Source organism: Bacillus sp. OK048, from assembly GCF_900103525.1.
Lineage (GTDB): Bacteria > Bacillota > Bacilli > Bacillales > Cytobacillaceae > Neobacillus.
The window spans coordinates 1-12426 of record NZ_FNHN01000006.1; the positions used below are offsets into that span (position 1 = coordinate 1).

Annotated in this window: 11 protein-coding genes and 1 riboswitch; of the genes, 6 read left to right on the forward strand and 5 right to left on the reverse strand. The window is 40.2% G+C overall.

The genetic code is table 11. The annotated features are described in order from the left end of the window. Positions 1 to 334: 334 nt before the first annotated feature. Together BLR86_RS12140 and BLR86_RS12145 are read left to right on the forward strand one after the other, a co-directional pair. Positions 335 to 952 carry a PadR family transcriptional regulator gene (locus BLR86_RS12140; RefSeq protein ID WP_090761737.1) on the forward strand — a complete coding sequence of 206 codons (618 nt, stop codon included), beginning with the start codon at positions 335 to 337 and terminating at the stop codon, positions 950 to 952. Beyond that, positions 949 to 2208 (forward strand): MFS transporter, encoded by a 1260-nt coding sequence (locus BLR86_RS12145; protein ID WP_090761739.1) that lies wholly within the window; start codon positions 949 to 951, stop codon positions 2206 to 2208. Before BLR86_RS12140 ends, BLR86_RS12145 begins: the two co-directional genes overlap by 4 nt. Before the next feature lie 499 nt (positions 2209 to 2707). Here the strand turns inward: BLR86_RS12145 and BLR86_RS26065 are convergent, their stop codons facing one another. The 5 genes from BLR86_RS26065 to BLR86_RS12165 form a co-directional block, all read right to left on the reverse strand. After that, the gene (locus BLR86_RS26065) at positions 2708 to 2845 is read right to left on the reverse strand and encodes a hypothetical protein (protein ID WP_175492869.1); all 138 of its coding nucleotides are present in this window, start codon (positions 2843 to 2845) and stop codon (positions 2708 to 2710) included. Between the two features lie 21 nt (positions 2846 to 2866). Continuing rightward, positions 2867 to 2951: riboswitch (cyclic di-GMP riboswitch) on the reverse strand. 540 nt (positions 2952 to 3491) lie between these two features. Further along, on the reverse strand, positions 3492 to 6062 hold the full coding sequence (locus BLR86_RS12150; RefSeq protein WP_090761741.1) for an FtsX-like permease family protein: 2571 nt from the start codon (positions 6060 to 6062) through the stop codon (positions 3492 to 3494). Next, entirely contained in the window at positions 6059 to 6742 is a 684-nt protein-coding gene (locus tag BLR86_RS12155) for an ABC transporter ATP-binding protein (RefSeq protein ID WP_090761743.1), read from the reverse strand. The genes BLR86_RS12150 and BLR86_RS12155 overlap by 4 nt, the downstream gene beginning before the upstream one ends. A gap of 117 nt (positions 6743 to 6859) precedes the next feature. Beyond that, positions 6860 to 7864: a sensor histidine kinase gene (locus tag BLR86_RS12160; RefSeq protein WP_090761745.1), complete on the reverse strand. Its 1005-nt coding sequence runs from the start codon at positions 7862 to 7864 to the stop codon at positions 6860 to 6862. Between the two features lies 1 nt (position 7865). Next, complete coding sequence (locus BLR86_RS12165; protein WP_090761747.1) at positions 7866 to 8549, reverse strand: response regulator transcription factor; 684 nt, start codon at positions 8547 to 8549, stop codon at positions 7866 to 7868. Positions 8550 to 8934: 385 nt separating this feature from the next. Between BLR86_RS12165 and BLR86_RS12170 the strand changes: the two genes are divergently transcribed. The 4 genes from BLR86_RS12170 (at position 8935) to BLR86_RS12185 (ending at position 12030) form a co-directional block, all read left to right on the forward strand. Continuing rightward, positions 8935 to 9459 carry a sigma-70 family RNA polymerase sigma factor gene (locus BLR86_RS12170; protein WP_090761749.1) on the forward strand — a complete coding sequence of 175 codons (525 nt, stop codon included), beginning with the start codon at positions 8935 to 8937 and terminating at the stop codon, positions 9457 to 9459. Then, positions 9452 to 10765, forward strand: coding sequence for a DUF4179 domain-containing protein (locus BLR86_RS12175; protein WP_254782329.1), 1314 nt, complete (start codon positions 9452 to 9454; stop codon positions 10763 to 10765). Before BLR86_RS12170 ends, BLR86_RS12175 begins: the two co-directional genes overlap by 8 nt. A 41-nt stretch (positions 10766 to 10806) precedes the next feature. Then, positions 10807 to 11052 carry a nucleoside hydrolase gene (locus tag BLR86_RS12180; RefSeq protein WP_090761754.1) on the forward strand — a complete coding sequence of 82 codons (246 nt, stop codon included), beginning with the start codon at positions 10807 to 10809 and terminating at the stop codon, positions 11050 to 11052. Between the two features lie 129 nt (positions 11053 to 11181). Beyond that, on the forward strand, positions 11182 to 12030 hold the full coding sequence (locus BLR86_RS12185) for an MBL fold metallo-hydrolase (RefSeq protein ID WP_090761756.1): 849 nt from the start codon (positions 11182 to 11184) through the stop codon (positions 12028 to 12030). The last annotated feature ends 396 nt before the right edge of the window (positions 12031 to 12426 follow it).

Below are 12426 nucleotides of genomic sequence, written 5' to 3' on the forward strand. Positions count from 1 at the left end.
ATACCAAATAAAATTAAAATCATAATCCCCCATTTCCAATTACAGATTAAATTTTTTATACTTAGATATTTTATGTATATAGAAATTCTATGTATAAAGACATAATAATATTATTACCATAAATAAGCAATAGTTATTGAACAAACCTGCTTCGTTAGTTTAAGTGAAACATTTCACAAACTAACCAAAAAGGTAATCATATCATATCCTTTTCTTGAAACATTTGACAATTAGTAAAGACTCTTATAAACTATATATCAATCTGATATATCAATTTGATGTATCTATGCGATATATTAAGCGGTATAAAAAATAATACATGGAGGTCATAATAATGTCAGTAGAACATTCAATCTTAGCCGTATTAAGCTCTAGACCATGTTCTGGATATGATATTAAAGCTGAATTCGAACATAAGGGTGCAAGTCTTTATTGGGGAATAAGTTTTGGAAGTATTTACCCTCATCTAAAAAAATTAGAGCAGAAAGGTTTAATTCAAACTATTAACGAGGAACAAGGCGGTAGACAGAAAAAGATTTATGATCTTACTGGTGAGGGATGGACTGAGCTTCAAAATTGGTTAAAAAGCTTAACCTCATCAAGAGTTATTCGAGATGAACTTATGGTTAAAATGACAGCTTGGGAAGCAGCGCTGCCTGATGAAAGAATCTTATTTATTGACCACTTGAAACAACGAAAAAGGGAAACTGAAGACATGCTTAATTACTTTATAGAGTGGCCGAAGAATGATTACTCTTTTATCAGTGAATATGGAGAAATAGCCATTAATTATGGTCAAAAAATATTAAAAGCTGAATTGGAGTGGATTGAAGAAACCATTGAACATTTTAAAGGACCTGCACAACCACCTACTCAGGACCCGTTTGGAATGTATCCAAAAATTAAGGAAAGAAGAGATAAAGCCTTTAAAGAAATAGAGGAAAACGAATGAAGCAATTAATCACCCCGTTAAGTGAACGTCCTTATCGTAAGCTTTTTACCGCGCAAGTCTTATCTGATTTAGGAAACTGGCTAGACTTTACGGCTATATTTGCCCTAGTTGTCTATGCATGGGAACTTAGTGAAATCTGGGTCGCAGCCTTATCAATATCAATAGGCCTGCCGTGGGTAGTTGTCGGACCATTCGCAAGTGTTTTTGTGGATCGATTGTCAAGAAATAAAGTAATGTATATTTGTACAGGTATCAGGATAGCCATAGCAATTTCATTAATTTTTGTTCCAAACATTTACTTCCTACTATTTCTTGTTTTATTAAAATCAACATGTGGTGCTATATTTGATCCAGCCAAACAAGGAGCCATCCGCCTTACTGTTTCAGAGGAGAATTTAGCACAGGCAGTTACATTAAGTCAGTTGTCCGTAAATTCAATGAAAGTGATTGGTCCAGCTCTTGGAGGTGCCTTAATTGCTACGTTTGGACCAAACAGTCCATTTATTGTTATTGCATTCGGCTTTACTATTGCCACTCTCTTGTTAATTGGACTACCAAGTTTAAAGAGTGAGTCAACAGAAACCAATACTAATAAAACTAATCGTAAATTCTGGAATGAGTTCAAAGAAGGGCTATCTCATATTAATCGAAACTTTGTCTTAAAATTAGCGATAATCGGTACAGCCATTGTTATGTTTATTATCTTTTTATACGATGGATTACTTGTCTATTTATCCCAAAACCTAGGCTTTGATGAAGCAGGCTTTGGATTAATGGTTAGTGCAATTGGGTTAGGAAGTGTTGTGGGTTCCCTAACAGTCGGATTCATTCAAGTTTGGAAAAAACACCCGTTACTCTTTATGAGTTCTACTATTATATTTAGTGGGTCAACAGTCATATTAATGGGCATCGGTGGTATGAGGCTTGTAGAAGTTCCGCTTTTATTGTGGTTGGTCTTTGCTTTTATCCTTGGAGCAGTTGGTGCAGGGGCGACCATTCCATTTGGATATATTCTTCAGGTTCAAACACCATCCCAATTGATTGGAAGGGTATCATCAGTCACCCAATCTTCTCAAACTTTCGCGATGCTAATCGCCCCAGCAATTGGAGCAGTGTTGGCTGAGACTATTGGTGTTGGACTTCTTGTTGCAATAGCTGGATCAATGACTGTTTTCTTAGGTTTAATAGGATTGCCTATAATTTTTAAACTAAAGCAGAAGGTTATCGTAAAAGAAAATCAAGTCGAATCGGTATAATAATAACAAAATAAAAGATTCTACTGTCAAGAAAACCTACTTTATTCGTAGGTTATTTTTTTGTCTAAAGCAACTTATTTGGGTTGGTATTATGTAATATAAAATAAAGATGAGTGATTAGATACATCCTTTAACCTTCGATAAATCTTCGTTTCAATCCATAGAATCTTTAAATTTATCTTAATAACCTATTATAAACTGCCCCTTTAATAAGGCTAATAGGTATTGAAACAGCGAGAAGAACCCGTGCTGGGCAACATCTACAATCCAATCATAGGTTTGAATGGACTAACCTCTAACAGAAAAGGCAGTACTTGAAAGAACCAAGTGCCTGGCGCTTTTGCCAAGGAACATAGCGCTTAGTATTGTTTTATGGGCAAAAAAAAATCGGCAAAATGCCGATTTTGTCCCCAGTAGGGTATATTGCTAGTTATGTTTTTATTAGTGTATTAGTAGAAAGATTAGGAAACCAAAACGATCTACATATGCATAGTCAATTCTAAATTGAGCTGGCTAGTATTGTAACAACTGTACTAAGAATGATTGTGAAAATCATAATTGAAATATACATTAGGTTCTTCTTCATTTTCTTCTTTCTCATTGCCTCTTCAGGTGTGATCCAAATACTTTTTGACATCAAAATTCCCCTTTTTCATTTGATGGTAGCTGGCTGGCTGGTCCCTAGGACAGAAGCCCCTATAGCTTTGCGTCTTCACTTTTCAGTGAGTTTGCCCTTTTTGAGATACTACCTATTATAAACATTAAAGAAGAATAAAGTCACTATGAATTCGACAAAATTCGTGCTTATCTTCATATCTTCCAATGAAATGAGGTCAGTCCCCTCCGCATACCCGCGGTAACCAATAGGTATTCGTGCCCGTTGAGGAGAAAAAGCAGGGCAAGCGGTAACGAATAGGAGGTATTCGTGCCCGTTGAGGGGAAAAAGCTGGGCAAGCGGTAACGAATAGGGGGGATTCGTGCCCATTGAGGGGAAAAAGTAGTGCTAGCGGTAACGAATAGGGGGTATTCAGAAAACTGGGTGCCAGGCACCAAATTCCACTGGCACTCCTCGATTTTTGTTGAAGATTGGTAGGTTAATTGGTTTTGCTCGGTTCCTTAATAGGATGAATGTCCACGACATTAGTCAGAGCCCTTATCTTGGTAGATAAGGGCTAAGTAACTTAAAGTGCCATAGGCACCATCCAAAAATTTGGAAGGTGACTGCCACTTTTCCTGGAACCATGAGAACCGTTTGCATGGCTGGTCTCAAACTGTCTCCATGACTATTCCTGTTTTAAGCTCTCAATGATGTTTTCGTTTTTTATTTTTGAAATGGAATAGAGCATGGCGGATCCGACGATCAGGAAAATCACGATGATGACGAAGAGTATGCTCATCCAGGGAAGCTGGAATCCGTATTCAAAGGTGTAGCCAGTGGAGCGGTGAATGCCAAACATGACGAGGACGCTGATGGGCAGTCCGTAGGTAAGGGCCTTCACTCCATAAAAAATACTTTCATATTGGACCATTTTGTTAAATCCCTTCGGGGTCATGCCCACCGAGCGGAGCATCGCAAATTCCCGTTTCCTGAGCGAAATGCTGGTGGAAATGGTATTAAAGATATTGGCAATCGAGATAAGGGAAATCAGCGTGACGAACCCATAGGTAAAGACCGACATGAGCATAATCATCTGTTCATCTTGTTGTCGCATTTGGTAGACATTAAATACATGAACGTTCGAATCTTTTCGGTCTTCAATCGCCGTTTGGGTCGCCATTGGGTCTGAACTATTGAGGTACACATACGGGGTCACCTCGATGTCCGTATTCGTTAACAAGGAATCCATGGTTTTTTGTGGGACGATGAGGTTAACGCCGCCAATCCCAACGGTATCGATGCCCATTGGCGCTTGGTCAGTCAGTGCGCCAATTTGCACGCTTCCCACTACTTCTCGTTTCGGTTGTTCATTCTCTCTATCCCCGGTAGGCATCGTCAATAAGTCAATCTGCTTCCCAACCTCTGAATGAATTGATTTTGTTTCAACAAACTTTCTCGTTTCACCGTCCTCATAGGAAATTTGGTCAATGACAATCGCTCTTGGTGTGTCTTGCTTCGTGAAACCTTTCGCATCGACACCGACTTGTTCAGCATATGCTTCAAAACTTGTTTGATCCAACCCATGCAGCTTAACATAATAAAGGTACTTTCCATCTTGGGCTTCTAGGTGATTTTTCAGTTGAACTGGTGCTTCTTCCCGCTCGAAGAATGTCTCCAAATTTGCTTCCTCGACGACGATAGATTTGGTGACATGATCAAGCTTTGTGTAGTCTGCCAAGTCTTCCTTCTCCATTTGGGTGCTGTAAATTTGAATATCATACGTCAGATCATTTTGCGACATGGTCAGTGATTTCTTCAGATTGTCGGTAAAATAGGTTACCGATAAGAACAGGACAATGCTAATCACGAGCGAAAACACGGTTGCTAGGTACTTTTTCTTATTCCTTTTGACATTCTTCAACCCAATTTCAGCTTCAAGCCCAAAGATTTTACCTACAAGCTTTGAGGTTTTCACGGTTTTCCCCGTCAGCTTGATGTCATGGGTTTGGCGGATTGCATCAATCGCTGAAACCCTTGAGGCCCTTTGCGCCGGGATAAAGGTTGAGATAAAAATCGTCATAATCGAAATCCCACAGGCAATGAGAATCGATGATGGTGTGACCACTAACGCCAGTTTTTCGGAAACGCCAAGAGCCTGTTCTAACATACGGTTGATAAAACCAAAGGTGATGCCAATCCCCGCCAGACCGGCAAGAATTCCAATCGGGATACTGATTGCTCCAATCACGGATCCTTCAAAAAAGACAGAATTTCGCTTTTGCCTTTTGGTTGCGCCAACGCTTGATAGCATCCCTAAATGTCTGGTCCGCTCGGATACACTAATTGAGAAGGCATTATAAATCAAAGCCACAGAGCCGATAATGATGACACTCATAATGATGGCCGCTAAGGAATAAAGGGTCTTGTGTAATTGAGCATTATTCGTTACTCCATAGTAACGGAGCAAGTCACTATTAAAATTTACTGTCTCAATCCCCTGTGCAGCAGCGAGACTTTTTGCATGGTTAAAGAGCGAACGGTTTAATTCCGTTACCACCACAAAAGCATCGACGCTATCGGTTTTGCTTACGGATGTTTCGTCAATATAGCCAATCACGGTGTAACCAGGTGACCATGTTGGTTCCCAAGAAGGGCGTTCAATCGTCCCAACAATGGTGACGGTTTTGGTTTCGTTGGTTCGCAGCTCTTCTGTGACACCATCCTCATCCCGTTGAAGAGCGTCCGTCTGAGTAAACTCTTTTTCGGTTGCTGGGTTCCATCGCTCACCAATGTCCACCGTGAGTTGATCCCCGATTTTGTAATCGACTTTTGCATTTTTGATCACCGCTTCCGAAATCGCAATCTCGTTTTCATTTTGCGGAAGTCTTCCATCGATCACTTCGATTGGGAATTGCTTCATGCCAATGGGATTATAGTTTTGAAAAAATAAATAAGGTTTATTTTCATTTTTTGATTCTTCTAATGTGGCATAGCCATCGCTAGAGAGGATCATGGATTTCGTTCCGCTGTCCTTTTCAATGGCTTTGAGTTGGTCTAACGTGACATCTTTATACAGAACATGCCATTCTCCATGTTTGGCAATATGCTGGCGAACCATTAGGTCTAAAAACGAATAACCAAGGGTGGTAACCGCGGTGATCATTGCCACCGAGATGATCACTCCGATCATCGTTACAAGGGACTGACGTTTTTTCTCTTTTAAATGCCTTATGGTGACTTTTTGGACAATGTTCATGAACGAAGCACCTCATCCTTGGCGACCTTGCCGTCTTCAATGGAAATAATCCGGTCTGCCTGAAGGGCAATACGCTCATCATGGGTAATGACAATTAATGTCTGATTGTAGGTCTTGTTAAACATCTTGAGCAGTTCCATAATTTCCTTACTATTTTTACTATCAAGATTGCCTGTCGGCTCATCGGCCAGCATGATCGCAGGATTACTGATTAACGCTCGTCCAATCGAGACCCGTTGCTGCTGGCCGCCGGAAAGCTGGTTGGGCAGGTGGGAAAGACGCTCTCTCAAACCCAAAATCTCAACCACTCTGTTAAAATGGCCGGGATCCACCTTCTGCTCATCTAAAAGCATCGGCAGCGTGATATTTTCTTCCACCGTTAAGATGGGAATCAAATTATAAAATTGATAAATCAAGCCGATCTGCCTGCGTCTAAAAATTGCCAGCTGGGTTTCATTTAAGTCATAAATATCGGTTTGATCAATGAGGACTTTTCCACTTGTGGGCCTATCAACCCCGCCCAGTAAATGTAGCAGCGTTGACTTTCCCGAACCAGACGGCCCGATAATACAAACAAATTCGCCTTTTTTTACCGAAAAGGACACGTTATCAAGCGCCGTAACCGCTGTTTCACCTTTGCCATACACCTTTGATAGATTTTTAACTTCTACTATATTCATGAGAAAACCTCCAGTATTTCATTGTCTTGAGGTTAGTATATCGAGCTAGTATGACTTTAAAGTGACTCGAAAGTGACATTTTATTCACATTCGGAGCCAATAAAAAGAAGCAGGGATTTAAATCACCTGCTTGTAAAACTTTATCTGAAAACTGGTGCCCACACCGGGTGAACTGTTCACTTCGATATCGCCATGTTGACTTGTGATGATGCTATACGCCAACGCAAGCCCGATGCCGACGCTATCGTCACCTGCATTTTTTCCTTTATAAAACCGTCTGAATATGTAAGGAAGGTCTTCTTTTGCGATGCCTTTCCCATTGTCCGAAATCGTGATTTCAGTGAATAAAGCATTCTCGGAAAAGTGGATGGAGATTTCGCCGCCTTCGGCCGTGTGCTCAACACTATTTTTGATGAGATTGATCAGTGCCTCAGCGGTCCAATTAAAGTCACCGATAAAAGCTGCCTGCTCATCCCCACCGATTTTTACATGTTGCATTTTAATATCCATAGGAATCAGCAGCGGAGCTGTGGCCGCTTGAATGAGGGGAGCGACCAGGACCTTTTCCTTTTTAAAGAAAATCGTACCGGCATCGATTTTCGAAAGTTTTAATAAGGAAGAAACGAGCCATTCCATACGTTCGAGCTGGACTTGAAGATTCCGAGTGAATTCTGCCCGCTTACCATCCTCCAGCCGTTTGTCACGTAACAAGTCGGCCATGACGATCATCGAGGTAAGAGGGGTTTTTAATTGGTGTGAGATGTCGGAAATCGCATTGGTCAGTTTTGCTTTATCTTCTTGTAAAAGTGTTCCTTGCTCTGAAAGCATTCGTGTCACTTTAAAAATATCACTTTTTAATAGACTCAGTTCTCCTTCTGAATTATCACGGACGTCCAAATGGAAGTCACCGCTGCTGATTTGTTTTAAATAGCTTGAGAGTTTTTCGATTTGACGGTAACGCCATTTTGTGAAAATCAAACTGAAGCTAATCAGCAAAACGGATAGTGCCAGCACCAATCCGGCCGCAGGCAGCGATACGAAAAGGACCGCCACTGTAACTCCGATGACACTTATCGAAAGAAGGAGGGTGAGGTAGATTTGAACTTCTTGATTGCGAAGCAATTCAATCACCCACCTTATAGCCCATGCCGCGAACCGTCTTCAGTATTGTTGGTTTTTGCGGGTCATCCTCCAGCTTTTCCCGCAAGCGTTTGATATACACGGTCAAGGTGTTATCATTGACGAAATCGCCGGCAACATCCCAAATACGATCTAGCAGCTGTGCTCTTGTGAGAATTTGTCCAATGTGCGTGGCAAATAAGAGGAAGAGTCGATATTCTAAGGCGGTTAACACGACTTCCTGGCCATTTTTGTAGACTTTTCCTTCTAATGTATTGATCTGAATAGTTTCGAGATCAATCGTGTTTTTCGGTTGGGAATGGCGGTTGTAGCGACGGTGGACCGTTTTGATCCTTGATATCAGTTCACGGATGCGAAAGGGCTTTGTAATATAATCATCTGCCCCGATATCAAGCCCCATCACGACATTCACTTCATCGTCAAAAGCGGTTAAAAAAATGACTGGGATATCGCGAATCTGTTTCGCATGCTTACACAAGTCATACCCGCTTCCATCGGGTAAAGACAAGTCAAATAAGCATAAATCGATTTCTTCAATACGATGATTTATCACCTCTATGGCTGAGACTGCAGTATGACAAAGCACGATTTCATAGTTTTCTTGCTTCAAGGAATACTCCAATCCAGAAGCAATCGTTCGATCATCTTCCACCACTAAGATTTTCATTGCGTTCATCCTAACCTACCGTTTTTCTTTTATCTTATTGTACACCAAATTTCGGGGTCAGACCCCCACTCTGCTAAAGTTTAACGCGGTGTTGCTGCGGGGTCAGACCCCCACTCTGCTAAAGTTTAACGCGGTGTTGCTGCGGAGTCGGACCCCCACGCAGCTAGAATTTTCAGGTTTTTGTATTTCTAATAAAGAAACTCGCCAACTATGATTTGGAATCCTGATGTTTAATCACCCCATTTAGTCATGATATAGATTTTTTTATAATAATTTCCTGTATATACTTAATGATTTTAAAATAATAATTATCTTTAAAACCTTTTCCCACCTTAATAGTCTAATATGTAACACAGCAGGTAGTTAAGGTAGGGGGTAGGGAAACATGAGTGAAGTCCATCAATTAGTGAGGGATGCCATCAAAGGCGATGATGCGGCCTTTTTAAAACTGATTCACTTATACAAAATCGATTTATATAAAACAGCCCTTTCTTTTTTTAGAAATGAGGAAGAGGCAATAGAGGCAATTCAGGAAGTTACCTATCGTGCCTATAAGAGTATTCGCACAGTCAAAGAGCCAGCCTATTTTAAGACCTGGCTGATTCGGATTATGATTAACTATTGCAATGATCAGCTGAAAAAGAAAAAGCGTGTAGTGTTAGGTGATGAGATTCTAATTCACCAGGGCATTTCGGAGAATCACATAGAAATGGAACTGAAAGATGCGATGTTAGGATTGGATGACCGATCTCGTGAAATCCTGATGCTAAAATATTTTAATGATATGAAAATATCTGAAATCGCAGCAACGATGCAATGCCCGGAAGGCACAATTAAGACTTGGCTGAACAAAGCCTTAAAGTCACTTCGAGAAAAGCTGGAGGAAAGGAACGGTGATCTTCATGTTTGAAAGGGAAGAAGAGAAATTAACCAACCATAAAAACAGCTATGATAACATCGATATACCGCTAGAGTTACTGGATGATGCGATAGTGGCAGGTTTTCAAAAAGCGAAAGTAGAGAAAAAGCGTAGGCCGCGGGCAAAGAAGTGGATGCTTAGCGTTGCTGCTGCCATCCTATTTATTGGTTTTTTCACATCGGTACGACTTTCACCAGCCTTTGCAGAATACGTTGCGGTCATCCCTGGGATGGAAAAATTGGTAGAACTAATTCGTTTCGACAAAGGGAAATTGCAGGCAATCCAACATGATTACTATGAAGAAATAAATGTATCGCAAGAGAAGAATGGCTTAGCGTTCACAGTTGATGGAGCGATTGCAGATGAAGAGAGCTTGGTACTATTCTACTCTTTGGAATCGTTGGAAAAGCAAAAGGAGCTAACAATTGAGGAAGTCCATTTAGAAAGATTTGATGGTAAGAAGCTTGATTTTGGTTCCTACTCTGGGGGAAGAGATTTTATTTCTCAGGATGGCGAAACCACCTTTAATGATATGTTCGAATACCACTTTCATACGCCGTTAAAAGAAAGAAGCTTTCGATTAAGGGTAAAGGTGAAAAAGGATCGGCAAACAGAGGAGTATCTCCTTCAATTCCAACTGAAAAAGGATATTCAAAAGAAGAAGACCATCAAGCTAGATAAAACCGTAACGATTGAAGGGGAAAAGATTACATTTGTCACTGCTGAAATTTACCCGCTAAGAGTAGCTGTGCACGTAAAAATGGATCCTGCGAATACGAAGAAACTGCTGGAATTTGAAGACCTGCACATTGTTGATGAACAAGGGCAGACCTGGAATAAAATTGCAAATGGAGTGACAGCAAGCAGGATTTCTGATGATGAAGCGATCATTTATTTGCAAAGCAACTACTTCAATGAGCCCAAAGAATTATATATCATCCTCAATAAAATTCAGGCGGTCGATAAAGAGGATGCAAATATCATTATTGATACCCAAAATAAACAAATTCTTAAGCAGCCAGAAGGGAACTTATTAACTAATCTGATTGTTGAGGGGACACATGTAGGCTTTAAAATCGATACTAAGGAAGAATTTAATTATCATCTGATTTCAGGGGCTAAGGATAGGAATGGGAATGAAATTGAGAATCCGGAAACATCGATGTCTCGTTATGAAGGGCAAATGGAAATCGGAATCCATTTGCCGAGACTGACACCTGAGATGAGTCCTATTTCCTTAGAGCTTTCCTTCTATCCAAGCTGGATTGAGGGGGAAGGAAAAATTCGGATTAAGTAATAATGATTTAAGGCTGGAAAACGGCTCATTTTTATGCAGACATGGCTGAGCATTATATGGGATATTATGAATCCAGTTATCCAGGAATGAGTGGCTGTGCGCTTCATGACCCACTTGCAGTAGCTGTTGCAAGTGATTCAAGTTTTGTGACGATGGAATCAATGAACGTCCGGGTTGTCACAGAAGGAGAAGAAGTAGGAAGAACAGTCGGACACGTCGAAGGGGAGCCAAAATTTCGCGTTTGTACGAGTAGAAGCAAATCGGTTTTTAGAACATTTTCTAAGTAGAGTAATATGATTAAGAATAAGTCTGCCGAGTAGTTTTGCTGGCAGGCTTTTTGGTTTTAAAATTAATTTTCTCAATATTTCCGGCTCGATGAAGGTAGAATAAACAGTAAAAGGAGAGAAGGTATTAATATGTTGAAAAAAATAACAAATAGAGTTTATTATATGCAGCACTATTCAGAAACAGATCGACCCGCATTAGGTCTAATTTGTGGAGATTCCTATAGCTTGGTGGTAGATGCCGGAAATTCGCCTGCACATGCGAGCGATTTTCTTAACCTGGTAGCAGGTATGGATATAGCACCCCTGAAGTTTGTTGCCATTACCCATTGGCATTGGGATCATATCTTTGGGATTAAGACGATGGGACTTTTAACGATTAGTCATGAAGAAACTAAGAAGAAATTGGAGTATTTAAAAACACTAAAGTGGGATGATGCTTCATTAGACGCACGAGTGGAGACCGGTGAAGAAATTGAATTTTGCCGGGATATGATTAAACGTGAAATGCCTTCACGGGACAATTTAGAATTACAGGTGCCGGATATAACGTTTAATTGTAAGATTGAAATAGATTTGGGCGGGATAACTTGTATAGTGGAACATGTAGGAGGAGTACACGCACACGATTCATCCATTATTTACATTCCTGATGAAAAGATAATGTTTCTAGGTGATTGTATCTATCAGGACTTTTATAGCGGTGAATGGAGCTATGATAAGAACGAACTTACCATCCTGTTCGATAAAATAAAAAAATATGATGTGGATTTGTATGTAACCGGCCATCAAGATCCTAAAACACGTGAAGAAATGTGGAGCTTCTTTGACGATTTAATAAATGTAGGGGAAATTGTCGATAAAGAGGTTGTTCTTGATAAAGCCGTTTCTAGATTTAAAGAGGCCCGGGGAATCATACCAACTGAAGAGCAGCTAGAATACATTCAAAACTTTGTAAATAATAATCTGAAGCAAGGGTAAGGTTCAAGACCGCTGAAAAAGTCATAAGGAGTGGCGAGTTTCGTTATTGGGAATACCAAAACCTGATTTATATTAAACCTAACTTACTATGATACGGCTCACCGTAATGCACCAAAATGAGGTTCTCTTGGATTTTTGAGATAAACCTCACTCTCTTTTAAATAAGATGTCTAGTCCTTAATCGAGTAACCAGCCAAAGTAAAATAAGCGGAGAGTTTCCGGTTAAATGCAGAATAGAGCTTGTTTTAGGGAAAATAAGCGGAGGTTTTCCGGTTATGCAAAGCAATTTCATCTTTTTTCACGTTTTTCGAGTCAATAGGCGGAATCTCTCCGTCTAATTAAGCTTATTTTAATAATTATTCCTAATTAAGCGGAATTTTTCCGTCTATTTATCAG